21 protein-coding genes are annotated in these 13,848 nt (G+C 32.7%); 19 read left to right on the top strand and 2 right to left on the bottom strand.

Annotation, left to right across the window (positions count from 1 at the left end):
• Nucleotides 1-24 precede the first annotated feature (24 nt).
• The 19 genes from ACM39_RS02505 to ACM39_RS02415 all read left to right on the top strand — a co-directional run bounded on the left by ACM39_RS02505 (nt 25) and on the right by ACM39_RS02415 (nt 12,545).
• Nucleotides 25-1,572, top strand: a complete 1,548-nt coding sequence (locus ACM39_RS02505; protein WP_048509419.1) for a hypothetical protein — start codon at nt 25-27, stop codon at nt 1,570-1,572.
• Nucleotides 1,573-1,639: 67 nt separating this feature from the next.
• Nucleotides 1,640-3,874: a hypothetical protein gene (locus ACM39_RS02500; RefSeq protein WP_048509418.1), complete on the top strand. Its 2,235-nt coding sequence runs from the start codon at nt 1,640-1,642 to the stop codon at nt 3,872-3,874.
• A 5-nt stretch (nt 3,875-3,879) separates the two neighbouring features.
• Complete coding sequence (locus ACM39_RS02495; protein WP_048509417.1) at nt 3,880-4,239, top strand: hypothetical protein; 360 nt, start codon at nt 3,880-3,882, stop codon at nt 4,237-4,239.
• Nucleotides 4,240-4,312: 73 nt separating this feature from the next.
• Nucleotides 4,313-4,969, top strand: a complete 657-nt coding sequence (locus tag ACM39_RS02490; protein WP_048509416.1) for a hypothetical protein — start codon at nt 4,313-4,315, stop codon at nt 4,967-4,969.
• A gap of 11 nt (nt 4,970-4,980) precedes the next feature.
• Complete coding sequence (locus tag ACM39_RS02485) at nt 4,981-5,370, top strand: hypothetical protein (RefSeq protein ID WP_048509415.1); 390 nt, start codon at nt 4,981-4,983, stop codon at nt 5,368-5,370.
• Between the two features lie 248 nt (nt 5,371-5,618).
• Nucleotides 5,619-6,158, top strand: coding sequence for a zincin-like metallopeptidase toxin domain-containing protein (locus tag ACM39_RS02480; RefSeq protein WP_048509414.1), 540 nt, complete (start codon nt 5,619-5,621; stop codon nt 6,156-6,158).
• Nucleotides 6,158-6,445, top strand: a complete 288-nt coding sequence (locus ACM39_RS02475) for a hypothetical protein (protein ID WP_048509413.1) — start codon at nt 6,158-6,160, stop codon at nt 6,443-6,445. The genes ACM39_RS02480 and ACM39_RS02475 overlap by 1 nt, the downstream gene beginning before the upstream one ends.
• Nucleotides 6,446-6,506: 61 nt before the next feature.
• Nucleotides 6,507-6,842, top strand: coding sequence for a zincin-like metallopeptidase toxin domain-containing protein (locus ACM39_RS02470; protein WP_048509412.1), 336 nt, complete (start codon nt 6,507-6,509; stop codon nt 6,840-6,842).
• 5 nt (nt 6,843-6,847) lie between these two features.
• The gene (locus ACM39_RS02465; protein ID WP_048509411.1) at nt 6,848-7,135 is read left to right on the top strand and encodes a PepSY domain-containing protein; all 288 of its coding nucleotides are present in this window, start codon (nt 6,848-6,850) and stop codon (nt 7,133-7,135) included.
• 73 nt (nt 7,136-7,208) lie between these two features.
• The gene (locus tag ACM39_RS02460) at nt 7,209-7,961 is read left to right on the top strand and encodes an ADP-ribosyltransferase domain-containing protein (protein ID WP_228377039.1); all 753 of its coding nucleotides are present in this window, start codon (nt 7,209-7,211) and stop codon (nt 7,959-7,961) included.
• A gap of 6 nt (nt 7,962-7,967) precedes the next feature.
• Complete coding sequence (locus ACM39_RS02455; protein ID WP_048509410.1) at nt 7,968-8,222, top strand: hypothetical protein; 255 nt, start codon at nt 7,968-7,970, stop codon at nt 8,220-8,222.
• Between the two features lie 18 nt (nt 8,223-8,240).
• Nucleotides 8,241-8,678 (top strand): ADP-ribosyltransferase, encoded by a 438-nt coding sequence (locus tag ACM39_RS02450; protein ID WP_053073288.1) that lies wholly within the window; start codon nt 8,241-8,243, stop codon nt 8,676-8,678.
• 8 nt (nt 8,679-8,686) lie between these two features.
• A complete protein-coding gene (locus ACM39_RS02445) occupies nt 8,687-8,923 on the top strand; it encodes a hypothetical protein (RefSeq protein WP_048509409.1) in 237 nt (78 codons plus the stop codon).
• Between the two features lie 282 nt (nt 8,924-9,205).
• Nucleotides 9,206-9,580, top strand: a complete 375-nt coding sequence (locus ACM39_RS02440; protein ID WP_131701393.1) for a zincin-like metallopeptidase toxin domain-containing protein — start codon at nt 9,206-9,208, stop codon at nt 9,578-9,580.
• 6 nt (nt 9,581-9,586) lie between these two features.
• Nucleotides 9,587-9,898 (top strand): hypothetical protein, encoded by a 312-nt coding sequence (locus ACM39_RS02435; RefSeq protein ID WP_048509407.1) that lies wholly within the window; start codon nt 9,587-9,589, stop codon nt 9,896-9,898.
• A 2-nt stretch (nt 9,899-9,900) separates the two neighbouring features.
• Entirely contained in the window at nt 9,901-10,209 is a 309-nt protein-coding gene (locus ACM39_RS02430; RefSeq protein WP_048509406.1) for a hypothetical protein, read from the top strand.
• Nucleotides 10,210-10,518: 309 nt separating this feature from the next.
• On the top strand, nt 10,519-11,439 hold the full coding sequence (locus ACM39_RS02425) for a helix-turn-helix transcriptional regulator (protein ID WP_048509405.1): 921 nt from the start codon (nt 10,519-10,521) through the stop codon (nt 11,437-11,439).
• Nucleotides 11,440-11,484: 45 nt separating this feature from the next.
• The gene (locus ACM39_RS02420) at nt 11,485-12,108 is read left to right on the top strand and encodes an energy transducer TonB (RefSeq protein ID WP_228377038.1); all 624 of its coding nucleotides are present in this window, start codon (nt 11,485-11,487) and stop codon (nt 12,106-12,108) included.
• 5 nt (nt 12,109-12,113) lie between these two features.
• Nucleotides 12,114-12,545, top strand: a complete 432-nt coding sequence (locus ACM39_RS02415; RefSeq protein ID WP_048509403.1) for a nucleoside deaminase — start codon at nt 12,114-12,116, stop codon at nt 12,543-12,545.
• On the opposite strand, the gene ACM39_RS02410 is transcribed toward ACM39_RS02415, so the two are convergent.
• Together ACM39_RS02410 and ACM39_RS02405 are read right to left on the bottom strand one after the other, a co-directional pair.
• On the bottom strand, nt 12,542-13,075 hold the full coding sequence (locus ACM39_RS02410; RefSeq protein WP_048509402.1) for a GNAT family N-acetyltransferase: 534 nt from the start codon (nt 13,073-13,075) through the stop codon (nt 12,542-12,544). The two genes, ACM39_RS02415 and ACM39_RS02410, sit on opposite strands and share 4 nt — an antisense overlap.
• Nucleotides 13,075-13,833: a type III pantothenate kinase gene (locus tag ACM39_RS02405; protein ID WP_048509401.1), complete on the bottom strand. Its 759-nt coding sequence runs from the start codon at nt 13,831-13,833 to the stop codon at nt 13,075-13,077. The genes ACM39_RS02410 and ACM39_RS02405 overlap by 1 nt, the downstream gene beginning before the upstream one ends.
• Between the last annotated feature and the right edge of the window lie 15 nt (nt 13,834-13,848).

The raw sequence follows: 13,848 nt of genomic DNA, 5'->3' as shown, positions 1-13,848 counted from the left end.
TTATTAACGAAAAAACGAAAAAAAATGTCCAATATTGGAAAAATCATAAGAGTAAGTGTATTACCTCCTATCGAGGGAAGAGAAACGAATGTCATTTATCAAGTAGCTGCACCGGGTGCAGCTACTTATACAGACTATGCTATTGATGAAAACGGGGATTTGAAAACCCATGCTGTTGTTGATGGTACTGTTCCTTTGGAATTAGCTGACCAGCAAATCAGCATTACCGATCAGGAGTCTAAAGACAATGGTATTTTAAGCCAGGCACAATATAACGCCGATATGCGAAAAAAATTAGACCAAAAGCTGGAAATCCCTACAGTTGAAGGAAATGCTCAAAATTACCCCAAAATTATAGGATTAAATAACAATGGAGACATTGCTAAATTACCGGCAGGAGATTTAGGAAAAAATATGATGAACGCTGATTTGTCAAACTCTTCCGCAAGAAATCATACGCTGAATGCTCCATTTTCAATTAATACAAACGGAAAAGCATATACTTTATCCGGACTGCCAAATAAAAATAACGATCTTGCAAACTTCCAAAAAGTAATGGTTCAAAACTCAAATGGACTACATGCAGTTATTGATAACAAAAATATTTTGCTCGGAGCTCCCAATCAATTAACCGAAGCAGAAAAAACAGCATGGAAAACAGCCATGAATGGAGGTTGGACAACAAATACGATGAGTGTGGCTTCAATTTCGCCAGTGCTTATTAAATTGGAAAATGAAATTTCATATGTGACTTTAAAAGGAGCTAATTTAAACTTAAATCCGACTAGTTTTAAAATAGAAATCATGGATATGGCCGGTTCTACTGTATTAGCTACCATTCCAAATTCGCAGATACAATTAGATACAACAGGTGTAAGCCTGACTTTTTATCACAATTTTTATACATTAGGAGTTAATCAGTATAAAATAAGGCTTTGGAATGGAGTTGCTTATTATGTTACTCCCACCACTTTTGAAGTAATCAGTAATATAAACGAAATTGATCTTCATAATCTGAATTGGGATACAAAGGTCTACAATAACAATGTGACCACCAAAGCGTACGCAAAAAATAATATTGTTTATTTCAATCCTGATCCGTCTATTAAAAGTCCCGCATTCGAATTCGACTATGTTTTTAATGTAAAAACACAATTGCCTTTATTCAACGCGGGAGAAAATTGGTATCTGGAAATGAAAATCACATCACAAACCAGATTATCACCACTACAGTCTATCGGCCTTTCCACCTCTAATTCCGTAAATCTTATAAATGACATTTTCGGAGGCCTGGATTTTTCGGGTCTTGGTGTTGTTACGGCTTTTGGCAGAGGAGATTGGCATTATTCACAGGATTTCAGGCTTATCCTAATAAAAAAGGGACAAAGGTTAACAAAAATGTTATTTGGAATTCAGAACAGCGGGAGTAATATAACAGCTGTGGTAAATGAAAATATCAGTAATGACGACAATTTATATTTGGGAATGATTTTCAGCAATATGCATGAGAATGGAGATACTCCTTATGAATCATTTATCAATATAAATCTTATGAAGGCATATACTTTTTAATTTTCAATCTCAAACATCAAGGCAGAGTTTTCAGACTTTGCCTTGATTTTAACTAAAAAATCACAAAATGAGTTTAGAAATATTAAACAATCCATTGATTGGAAATTCTGCCAATCAAACTTCAGAAGGAAACATCCCGAATATTACAGCTCCCTCATTTCCGGTTTTGAAAACTCCAACGGAATTAAAACAAAAAACCACCCAGCAAATTGCCAATACATATTACAATGGTAAAGCGGCAGCAGAAGGAAGGGGATTTAAAATCTATTCCGATGAGCCTATATTCACTAAAGACATAGAAGAGGTAATATTCTATAAAAACCGGTTTGCAGAAACTATCGGCGGAATTGATGTTGTACTCTTTGCGAGTAAAAACGGCGCATTTCTTCTTCAGCGCTACATGGAAGCGTTACCGCAAAGTAATGAGCTTGCTCTTTTTTTAGAAATTAATGACAGATTCAATTATAATACAGTTCTGAGATGTTTTGCAGGAGCCGGGCTTACCAATAAAAAAGATATTCCTTTTGCAGATATCTTAAACTTTGCAGGAAAACATGAAGTAACCATAACTGCTGATAAATTCAAAGAATTAATACAGGATGGAATTTACAGGAATAAAGTAAGTTTTATAAGTTGGTTTTTAGGATTAAAAGATGCAAGTGTTGGAAGAATTTTCGATTTTTTCTCTCAAAAATTACTTGGGGAGGCAGAAAATTTTTTTGAAGAAATTGCCATAGGGATATCGGGACTGAAAGTTTCCGAAAACGGATGGAACCCTTATCCTAGAGAAGAAGAATACAACCCTGCTTTCATACCCGAAGCTTTGTATAAAGAGCTTAAAACATTTTATGAGCATACGGAATCTAAAAATCCGTACGAAAACCTGCAAGGGCAGAAACAGATTAATTCAAAAATTGTAAAAACACTGTTTGAAAAAATAAACGGAGCCCAAACACATTTTAAAAACCTGCTTGGCAAGACAGAAGTTTTTTTCCCGGATTTTATCTATAAAAAACTGAACAAGGCATTGAACCTGTTTTTTAACCAGATTGACAAAATGGAAAAATTCCTCATAGATCCTATGACCGGGATGCAGCATATTATCTATAAAAACTTCCAGATTGCCAACGCATTCCTATGTGGAATTTACAACAGTATTATTGATATTATTGCCGGCATTTTCTCTGTAATCGGTTTTATTTTCAAAGCGGTAGCTGCAATGGAAAATATAGAAAACCGTAAAGTTGAATACGGAGAAATGTTCCTTGAGCTGATGGAAGACCTGATAGAAGGAATTATGAAGTTTGATTACGCGGGTTTCTTTTACCAGTGCATTACTTTTCAAATGAAAACAATCGTCCGTTTGGTAAAATGGCTTGAAAATGCAACTGCCGGATTTACTTTAGAAAAAGCAGCTTATTATTACGGATATATCATAGGAGTTCTAGTAGATATTATTGTAGAAACACTTCTTACAGGGGGTGCCGCTGCTGTAGCCAAGCTGGCAAAAACCTTAGAAAGCTTTATGCTTAAACCTCTGGAAAAAATTACAAAAGCCATGTCCACAGCTGAAAATCTTTTGACACGGGTTTTGGAATTTATCCAAATGATCCTCCGCGAATTTAAAAAAGGAACTAAAGAACTTTTTGTTAAATTAGAGAAATTTTTAAACGAGGTTTTCGGTTTTGGAGAAGAGGTGGCGGATAATGCGCTTACTCCTGCGGAGAAAAGAGTAAAAGCGAAGAATAAAGCACAGGCAGAAAGGCTTGAGAGACGGAAAAACAGATCAGAGAAAAAGAAGCAGGAAAGAGAACTCGAAAGAAGGATTGATGATTTATTTGACCATTTAGGAGGGAAGTTATATAATGAAAGAGAATTAAAACTATTAAAAATTCAATTGAAGGAAAAATATGGGGTTGAATTAAAATTTGTTGATAAAGACCATTCTCTAAATAAGAAACTAAAGGATTGGAACAAAAGAGGAGTTGTAGGAAGTTTTACGGAAGGTCCGCCACCAAGTATGTTTTTACGTTCTGATAACGCCTCTGAGCTTACCGTTTTTCACGAAAAAGTTCATTTAAAGGTTTGGTTTAACAAATTAGACAAAATGCATATAATAGACGAAGAAAAATTAGTTTGGGATGCTATTTGGAAAACGAAAGACCGATGGACAAACAAAGAACTTTTAGATTCTTATGATTACGTAAATAGATTAGTTTATGAAGCAAATCAAAAGGGTAAAAATTTCCCATATTTAGATATTCCTGAAGTAAAAGCATTAAAATTATTAATAAATTTGTAAATATTATGAAACATACAGAACAAAAAATTGTAGAAATAGCAAGAAATATAATGCACGCAATAGATTGGAACTATGATAGGAATAAAAAACTTAGTGCAGGTTTTCATAGTTTAGAAGAACAAATTAAAGATCTTGATAAATTAAGAGACAGTGGATATTTACCCATAGATTATGATGTTGCAAAGGCAACTTTAAAACCTTATTGGACAGTTTGTTTCGATTTTGAACCAGAAGCCGAAGTAGGTAAAAATTTTATGTTTTTAGATATTGATGATACTAATGGAGAGCCAATGAATATTAGTCATAAACAATTTTCTGGTAAAATAAAAAAAGATTCTGATGGTAATTATATCGTACAAAAATAATTTCTTATAACCGCTTCACACCGAAGCGGTTTTTTTGTAACCCATAGATTTTATTACCTTTATCAGCAATAGATTGAAGAAGGGTTCAGAAGCCATCTTCACAGACCTTAAGAGGTTTCTAGACGAGGTTTTCGGTTTTGGAGAAGAGGTGGCGGATAATGCTTTGACGCCTCTGGAGAAAAGAGTAAAAGCGAAGAAGAAAGCACAGGCAGAAAGACTTGAAAGGAAGTACGACGTTGAAAGGAAAAAAGAAATCAAGAAAAACAAAAGACGTTTTGAAGACTTTAAAGAAAAATGGGAAGGACGATCGATTCTTGAATTAAGCAAAACAGAAATTTCCAATGCCCTAAAAGGCTACACAGAGCAAGGAAACAAAGTGGCAAAATTAATTGAGGATGATTTACTGGAATTCCAAATTTTAGATGATGCAAAGTTTGAAAAAATGTTGATGGATTCTGGAGATACGTTGGAAGAAGCAAGAGGAACTGCTGTTTTTTGTATGGATGATAAAACTTTCTATCGAGCATCTACATCCGCAGAAAAGCTTTTAAGCGAATTTGTACACGAAGGAACACATACTTTGGATTATATAGAAGATTTTATTGGAGATACTTACCAATGGGAAAAAAGAGCTTTCTTTCACGAAAGAGCTTTTCAGGAAGCTGTTGGTTTAGAAAAAGATTTTGACACAATCAGAGAAATGTTAGATTTTATTTACGTTAATTATTAAAAAAATATAAAATGAATACAACCATTAAAGAATTATTGGATGAAATGATTCAATATAGGAAAACAAGAAAACCCATTAAGTATTTGCAAAAGGCATTTGATGAAATGGGTGATAAAGAAATCGTTATGCCACTTGGTTATTTATTATCTTGGCATAAAGGCTATTTCTTTGGAGCAGAAAAACCAGATAGATATGAAATAGGCGAGGTAGGCTCTAAAAGATATGCATTACTTTTTGAAAACTGCCCAGAACTTAAAAAAGTATTTTCTGTACATAAAGACCATATCGGTTGGGCATCTAGTCTTTCTAAAGAAGAACAGGATGAAATAAGGAATTATATTCACGAAAATTTTATTGTTCAGATTAGAATAAGAAGAGATGCAAGTTTAAAGAAAAAATAATTAATTATTTTCAACCACCTTATAAGAGGTGGTTTTTTTAGCACATAGATTCTATTACCTTTATCTCATCCAGATTAAAAAAAGGAGCTGACGAACTATTCACAGACCTTAATAAATTTATTGATGAGATTTTCGGTTTTGGAGAAGAGGTTGCAGATAATGCGCTTACGCCTGCGGAGAAAAGAGTAAAAAAGAGAGATGAAAGAAGAGCAAAAAGACGAGAGAGGAGAAACAATCCTGCTTCTTTATTGGATAGAGGAAAATATCTTGGTCAATCTTTAAGCTTGGACGACTTATTTAAAATTGAAGATTATTTACAGAAAATAAAAGTAAGTTTTCAATTGGGCGAAAGTAAAGGAGCGTTTAAAGTTCACGGTTATTTTACTAAAAGTGGTAATCCTGTAATGATGGAAGCCCATAATGCAGCAATGTTTATCACAGATGGCAAGAATATGAAACTGATTTTAAGAGAAAATGCAACAGTTTACGAATTTCTCCACGAGCTGATGCATTTGAGGGACTGTCAAAATTTAGGTAAATCTGTTTATCTTGAAAAATCTTTGGTGAATAGAGAAAAATTTGTATATGACAAAATGATTGAACATTCTAAATATTTGAATAGAGAAGAATTGGAACACGCCGAAGGTTATATCAATTGGCATTATAACAACGTAGGAAAAACGGATAATATGGGGAATCCCATAAAAGAAGCTTTACCATTTAACTTAAAAGATATTCCACGAAAGAGACAAGGTGTAAATATTAATACAATAATAAATTTGAAATAATGATAACAAAAGAAAAAGCATTTGAAATTGCAGAACAGTATATCAATGAACGTAAAAGAAATTATTTAAGAATTTCTCCTATAGAAAAAGTTTACCTAGAAAAAGAAAAGAGAGTTCCCTATCCTTTTAGTAAATATTATGAACAGATAAAAAATATGTATGTAGTTGCTTATGATGTAGAAAAAGGCTATGACGAAATTCCTCATTTTGTTTCTGTTGATGCAGAAACTGGGGAAGTTTTGTTTACAATGACAGAACACGGTTATGCAGAAGATTGGGAAGATTAAATTTTAAGCCGCTTCGAGGGAAGCGGTTTTTTTAGCTGATAGATTCACAGATGGCAAGAATATGAAACTGATTTTGAGAGAAAATGCAACAGTTTACGAATTTCTCCACGAGCTGATGCACTTGAGGGATTGCCAGAATTTGGGTAAATCTGTATTTCTTGAAAAAGATTTGGTAAATAGAGAAAAATATGTTTATGATAAAATGGTGGAATATTCTAAATATCTGAATAGAGAAGAATTGGAACACGCTGAATGGTATATAAATGATAGGTATGATAAATTTGGAGTTACAGATAATGCAGGGAATCCCATTAAAGAAAAATTACCATTTGATTTAAAAGATATTCCAAAGAAAAGACAAGGTGTAAATATTAATACAATAATGAATTTAAAATAATAAAAATGATAACAAAAGAACAAGCATTAGAAAATGTGAAAAAATACCTTGAGGAAAGAAAAAGAAATTATATAAGAATTGCTAAAGTTGATGAAATAAAACTTAAAGAAAATACAAAAGTTCCTTATCCTTTTAGTAAATATTATGAAAAGGAAAAAAATATGTATAATGTTTATTATGATGTAGAAAGAGGCTATGACGAAATTCCATATTTTGTATATATAGATGCAGAAACCGGCGAGGTTTTATTTACAATGACAGAACACGGTTATGCAGAAGACTGGGAAGATTAAAATTTTAAAACCGCTTCATCACGAAGCGGTTTTTTTATAGCTGATAGATTTTATTACCTTTATCAGCAATAGATTGAAGAAGGGTTCAGAAGCCATCTTCACAGACCTTAAGAAGTTTCTAGACGAGGTTTTCGGTTTTGGAGAAGAGGTGGCGGATAATGCTTTGACAGCTCCGAAGAAAAGGGTTAAGGATAAAAATGCAGCAAGAGCAAGAAGGTTAGCTGCCAGATCAGGCTTAATCTCTAAAGAATTAAAAACACTATTGAGGGATTCTGATTTTAAAGAAATTTACTGGGATTTATCCAATGGAAAAGTAAAAAGAGCTTTTGGTAATTTATTAAAATATGAAGAAGAAGCAGTTTTGAAATTTTATACTACTAATGCAGGTTATAAGAATTTTAACAAAGCATTACGAGGCGAGATAAAAATAACAGAATTTTACAAGACACAGGAAAAGATGATGAACGAAGCTTTGGAAAAACTCCCTATTTATGAATCTGAAAATTTATTGTATAGAATTGAAAATCTTACCGATGCACAAATAAATGAATATTATAAAGTAGGAAAGGATATTGAAAATAAACATTTCACTTCTACATCTTATTCTGCGGATGCAATAGCTGAGTCAATGAAGAAAAGACCCTATTCTGTATTGATAAGGATTGAAAGCAAAAATGGACGATTGATTGAAAGCTTATCAATTAAAAGGGAAGAAAAAGAAATAATATTTAGTTCAAAAACAAAGTTTTATGTGAAAGAAATTACCAACACAAATAATCCTTTGGATTACAGCGAAATAAAAACAATTAAATTAATAGAAAAATAAAAAATTATGAATAACGAAGAACAAATACAAAAACAAATAAATGGGTTAGAACTTCAATTAAAAGACTATGATTTTATAGTAAAAAAGTTGTTTGATGATCCATTTTCTTTATCAGAAGAAGATAAAAATTCATTTATTATTGAAAATAAAGAAAAAATGAATGAAAGGAAAAAATTAATTGAAGAAATCGCAGATTTAAGATGGAGTTTAATGACACCCAAAGAGCAAAAAGATTATTTAGACAAATATTCAGATGATTAATTTGCCAACCGCTCAAATTTGAGCGGTTTTTTAGCATTACGAGGCGAGATAAAAATAACAGAATTTTACAAGACACAGGAAAAGATAATGAACGAAGCTTTGAAAAAACTCCCTATTTATGAATCTGAAAGTTTGCTTTATAAAATTGAAAATCTTACACAAGAACAAATTAATAAAATGTATAAGAAAGGAGAAGAAATTACAAATAATCATTTTACCTCAAGCAGTTATAATGATTTTGCAATTGGAAAAGCAATGGAAAGACGACCTCATACAATTCTTGTGAGAATAGAAGGAAATAGTGGGAGATTAATAGAAGGATTATCAACATTCAATAAGGAAAAAGAAGTTTTGTTTAAATCGAAAACAAAATTTTATGTTGATGATATTAGAATGTCAACTAGTCCAGAAGATTACATAACGCCGATTAAAACAATAATTTTAAAAGAAAAATAATATTTATTATGGGAAATAAAGAAAATTTAACAGAATTATATAAAAAATTAGAAGAATACGATTATATCGTCAAAAAATTAAGTGATGTAAATTTATCACAAAATGAAATGAAAACTTTTATTGAAGAAAATAAAAGTAAAATAGAAGAAATGAATGTTATTAGAAAAGAAATTTCAGATATTGAATGGAATCAAATGACGCCTAAAGAACAAAAAAATTATTTGGATAAATATTCTGAAGATTAGATTTCCAACCCCGATAGCGCGGATTTGCAATCAGTGCTTTTAATAGCAATTAAAAATAAAAGCAATAACAAAATGTGTTATTGCTTTTTTAGTATTTTAGGGAATTGATGTTAGATACAGTCACGGATTGCAAATCCGCGACATCGGGGGGGGTATCTTTCTGGTGATGATGAAGAGATTTTTAGAAAAGCACAAAAAGGAGCAGGAGGGGGACAACGATACAGAAGAAGTACTTTAAGACAAATCGCTAAAAGCATAGAAGAAAAATATGCAGATATTGGATTGAAGGTAGAAATTGTAACAAAAAGAAGCCATCCGGAGCGTTATAAAAGATGGACAAGCTATCCGAATGATATTTTGGCAAGTTGCAGAACTCACGAAATTCCTCCTATAATGTTTTTACGTGATGACGCAACAGAGCTTACCATACAACATGAGATGTGGCATATTGATGATTTCAAAAAATTAGGTTTTACAGAATATCATAACACGCCAAATTGGCAACTCGAAGAATTAGTCTGGGAAAGGGTTTGGAAGCAAAAACACCGCTGGACGCAAGAAGAGATTTTGGAATCTTATAAGTATTATCTAACAGAATGTAGAAAACAAGGTGGAATACCAAAATTAGTAGAAGAATTAGAGAAAACAATAAAATAACTTGATATGAATTTAACAGAAAAGGAAGCAATAGAATTGGGACTAAAAATAATGAAAGATATTAGTTTCTTATTTGATGAATCAGATAATATTATTGCGGTTTATACTGACAAGAGCGAAACAAAAGTAATTTCTAATAATTCTTGGTTAGTAGGGTTTCCTTATGGTAAAGAAGATTACGGACGAAATGTTGGTGCAAATTTGATAATTGATGACGAATTGAAAAAAGGGATAGATATTTCTTTTCGTAATGGCTCCATCACGTTAGGTTATGATGAAGAAAAAGATAAGTATTTTGTAGCAAAGAAATTTCCTTAATTATGAACTTAACAAAAGAAGAAGCATTAAATCTCGGTGTTAAAATTATGGAAGACATAAGTTTTGATTATGATAAAAAAGATAATATTAATGTTAAATTTGATAAGGGTGAATATTTGATTAAGAATAAGAATACTTGGTTGGTTAGTTTTCAATATGGAGCGGAAGATTATGGACGAAATGTTGGTGCTCATTTATTAATTTTAGATGAAGACAAAAACCCTATTGATATTTCTTTTCGTAATGGCTCAATAACTTTAGGTTATGATGAAGAAAAGAATAAATATTTTATACAAAGTAAAAGACCTTAATTTTAAACCGCTTCTCCCGAAGCGGTTTTTTTATAGCTAATAGATTTTATTACCTTTATCTCTGCCAGACTGAGGAAAGGAAGCGAAGCTTTGTTCACAGACCTTAATAAATTTATTGATGAGATTTTCGGTTTTGGATAAGAGGTGGCGGATAGTGCTTTAACGCTAGTGGAAAAATAAAAGTATGACGAAAATATAGATTCTAATTTTTAATGGCCCCATATTCTTTGAAAATCTCTTTCATGAAAAAATAAAATACGACACCTTTTGTCGCATTAAGCTCATATATTTGTGGTAGAAACTTTAGCAATGAAAAAAGATTTTTACCTGACAAGATATGCCTTAATTATAAAAAGATTAGAAAGTTCACCGGCTACCTATTCGCAGTTGGAGGACTATCTTTTAAACTCATTCGAATTTCAGGATGCAGGGATCAAAAGCTATTCAATACGTACGTTGCAGAGGGATATTCGTGAGATTTCCGATCTTTTTAACCTCTCCATTCACAACAAAAAGAAGGGTGACAATCGTTATTATATCGAAAGCCGTCCCATCATGGAAGTAGATGAATACAATCAAAAATTACTGGAATCTTTTCAGGTAAGCAACGCGCTGAACCTCCATCCAGATTTCTCAAATTTCATCTTTTTTGAAAGCAGAAAGCCAACAGGAATCGAAAATTATTATGATCTTTTTTTTGCCATTCGTAACAAAAGAGTGGTAAGTTTTGAGCATTACAATTATAAGAACAAGCTGATGACCTCCCGAAAAGTTCATCCATTAGCTTTAAAAGAATCTAAAGACAGATGGTACCTTATTGCGATCGATACCAAAGATAAAATACTGAAATCTTTCGGTTTAGACAGAATTAATTACCTGGATGTAAGCAACACCAAATTCAAAGAAAAATATAATTATAATTTCAGGGAACATTTTAAAAATGCTTTCGGAGTCATGAATTTAGCTGAGCAAAAACCTCAGAAAATTGTTCTAAAATGCAGCAGACATCAGGGAGAGTACATCAGAAGCTTTCCTCTTCATCAGTCACAGAAAGAGACGAAAGAAACACTGGAAGAAATTTATTTTGAATTTTTCCTGCATCCTACTTATGACTTTATGCAGGAGATTTTATCATACGGAAAAGAAGTGCAGGTTTTAGAACCGAAAATCTTAGTTGATGATATTCGGAATCATTTACAGGAATCTTTAAACAGATACTTTGAAGAATAAAGGCAATAAAGTTTTTTTGATTACATTTACATAAATATATCAAAAGTGAAGACTTTATTTCTTTGTTTGTTTGGCTTCATATCTTCTTTTTGTTTTTCGCAACAGACGGAGGAATTTAAGAATGTGAAAAACTTTTACAATCAGCATAGAGGGATGCTGAACAATGAATTCAAGAAAAAATTTGATGCCGAAACAAATACATTCAACAAAGCTCTCATTACACAGGACTTTAATCTTTTCATGAAAAAAATGGACAGCATTGAAAATGTAGCGCTGATTGGAGCTTTATTAAAAGTAAAAAACCTTGAAGATTTAAAAAAAATCCAAAATAAGAGTTTAAATCCGGAAAAAATAGGTGACTTATCTCCTGCCATAGATAAAGAAGCAAAATTTCCCGGAGGAATCGATGCCTTGAGACAGGAAGTTGTCAATGCTTTTTATACTGAAGGCGTTTATACGGAAACAAAAACTATCAAAACCAATGTTGCTTTTATCGTTGAGAAAGATGGAACCATTACTAACGTTAAGGCTCAGGGAGATAATTTCACATTCAACAGACAGGCTGAAATTGCCCTCTACTCTATTCCTGACAAATTTTCACCGGCTATTATCAACGGTGGCCCTGCAAGATTTCACTACCAGCTTCCTTTAACAATGAATATTGATTAATATAAATGTTTACCAACGAATATTACATGAAAATGGCTTTACAGGAAGCCGAGGCGGCATTGGAAAAAGACGAGGTTCCCATTGGCTGTGTAATAGTTTCAAATGATCGGGTGATTGCAAGGGCCCACAACCTTACAGAAACCCTCAATGATGTTACGGCCCATGCAGAAATGCAGGCAATAACTTCTGCCGCTAATTTTTTAGGCGGTAAATATCTTAAAAACTGTATAATGTATGTGACTTTAGAACCTTGCGTGATGTGTTCCGGAGCGCTTTCCTGGTCGCAAATCACGAAGGTTGTCATTGGAGCTAGAGACGAACAAAGAGGTTTTATTAATAAGCACCTGAATCTTCACCCCAAAACCGAAATCATAACAGGAATCATGGAATATGAGTGCTCTACAATTGTAAAAGATTTTTTTAAATCAAAGCGTTAATCTTTATTTTTAAAAATGGAATACATCGTAATATCGTAATATTTTCCGTCCTTCTTAAGATGCTGCTTCAGGACAGCTTCCTTTTCCATTCCTAGTTTTTGCATTATTTTTCCTGACGCTGGATTGTGAGGAAAGTAAGTTGCATATATTTTATTAAAACCTAATTCTTTAAAACCAAAATTAACAACCGCCTTTGCTGCTTCGGTTACATAGCCTTTACTCCAAAAAGGTTTTCCTATCCAATAACCTAATTCTGCTTTATCAGAACCTTCGTCGTGAAGTCCGATTGCACCAATAATTTTTTCTTCTTTATCTCGAATCGCAAATGTGAATCCTTTCTTCTTCCCAAATACTTCTCTTGACATTTTCAACCAAAATTCTGCATCTTCTATATGATAAGGGTAAGGAATATTGGAAGTAAGATCTGAGAAAATTTTATCCTGAAGATATTCAACCACAAAAGGTAAGTCTGATTCTTTTAATTCAGATAAAATAAGCCTTTCTGTTTCTATTCTTGGGAATTTTTCCATTATAAATCTTTCCCTAAAAAATAAAGGCCTTTCAACGTATGAAGCCTGTCCATTACATGAATTTTCTTCGTTAACGGCTTGTAAATATGGGAAACACCGCCAGTTGCGATAACAAAGCAATCATCATTTACCTCATCATTAATTCTGTCTATAAAACCCTCTACCATTCCTAAAAATCCGTAAACCATTCCGCTTTGCATACAAGTTACAGTATCCAGCCCCAGAACAGTTTTTGGCTTTTTCAATTCAATTTCCGGAAGCTGAGCGGTATGGCTGATTAATGAATTTAAAGCCGTAACGATTCCCGGTGCAATAATTACCCCCAGGGTTTCACCGGTTTCTGTCACACAACTTGCTGTAAGAGCCGTCCCAAAATCTATAATAATTTTTTTCCTGTCCGGATACAAATTGTGCGCTGCCACAAGATTAGCATAAATATCAGTTCCCATCTGTTTAGATTTTGCCTGAACTCCGGAATGAGTTGCCCTGTCTACAATCACAGGATGGATATCATGAATCTTCTTAATCGCCGAACTCATTACTTTGGTGAGCTGAGGGACTACCGAGCCGATAATGACTTTGTTGATTTGTGAAGGTTCAATTTTATATGTTTGATACAACATGAGCATCTGTACATATAGCTCGTCTGCCGTTCTGTAAGGTTTTGTATTGATCACCCATGATATATCACAATTGTCATCGTTAAAAAGACCAAATCTGATATTGCTGTTTCCTACGTTGATTACGATTGAATTCATTAATATATTTTTCAA

Origin of the sequence: Chryseobacterium sp. FH2, from assembly GCF_001045455.1 — a bacterium.
In the GTDB taxonomy this organism is placed as follows: Bacteria; Bacteroidota; Bacteroidia; order Flavobacteriales; family Weeksellaceae; genus Chryseobacterium.
Note: the sequence above shows the minus strand (reverse complement) of the source record. Positions and strands in the feature narration are given on the sequence as shown.

Bases quoted from the DNA above. Each gene is read 5' to 3' on its own strand.
- ACM39_RS02475 (WP_048509413.1), top strand. From the start codon at position 6,158: ATGATAACAAAAGAAAAAGCATTTGAAATTGCAGAACAGTATATCAAT.
- ACM39_RS02445 (WP_048509409.1), top strand. From the start codon at position 8,687: ATGGGAAATAAAGAAAATTTAACAGAATTATATAAAAAATTAGAAGAA.
- ACM39_RS02430 (WP_048509406.1), top strand. From the start codon at position 9,901: ATGAACTTAACAAAAGAAGAAGCATTAAATCTCGGTGTTAAAATTATG.
- ACM39_RS02435 (WP_048509407.1), top strand. From the start codon at position 9,587: ATGAATTTAACAGAAAAGGAAGCAATAGAATTGGGACTAAAAATAATG.
- ACM39_RS02465 (WP_048509411.1), top strand. From the start codon at position 6,848: ATGATAACAAAAGAACAAGCATTAGAAAATGTGAAAAAATACCTTGAG.
- ACM39_RS02470 (WP_048509412.1), top strand. From the start codon at position 6,507: ATGAAACTGATTTTGAGAGAAAATGCAACAGTTTACGAATTTCTCCAC.
- ACM39_RS02485 (WP_048509415.1), top strand. From the start codon at position 4,981: ATGAATACAACCATTAAAGAATTATTGGATGAAATGATTCAATATAGG.
- ACM39_RS02405 (WP_048509401.1), bottom strand. From the start codon at position 13,833: ATGAATTCAATCGTAATCAACGTAGGAAACAGCAATATCAGATTTGGT.
- ACM39_RS02505 (WP_048509419.1), top strand. From the start codon at position 25: ATGTCCAATATTGGAAAAATCATAAGAGTAAGTGTATTACCTCCTATC.
- ACM39_RS02410 (WP_048509402.1), bottom strand. From the start codon at position 13,075: ATGGAAAAATTCCCAAGAATAGAAACAGAAAGGCTTATTTTATCTGAA.
- ACM39_RS02415 (WP_048509403.1), top strand. From the start codon at position 12,114: ATGTTTACCAACGAATATTACATGAAAATGGCTTTACAGGAAGCCGAG.
- ACM39_RS02455 (WP_048509410.1), top strand. From the start codon at position 7,968: ATGAATAACGAAGAACAAATACAAAAACAAATAAATGGGTTAGAACTT.
- ACM39_RS02500 (WP_048509418.1), top strand. From the start codon at position 1,640: ATGAGTTTAGAAATATTAAACAATCCATTGATTGGAAATTCTGCCAAT.
- ACM39_RS02425 (WP_048509405.1), top strand. From the start codon at position 10,519: ATGAAAAAAGATTTTTACCTGACAAGATATGCCTTAATTATAAAAAGA.
- ACM39_RS02495 (WP_048509417.1), top strand. From the start codon at position 3,880: ATGAAACATACAGAACAAAAAATTGTAGAAATAGCAAGAAATATAATG.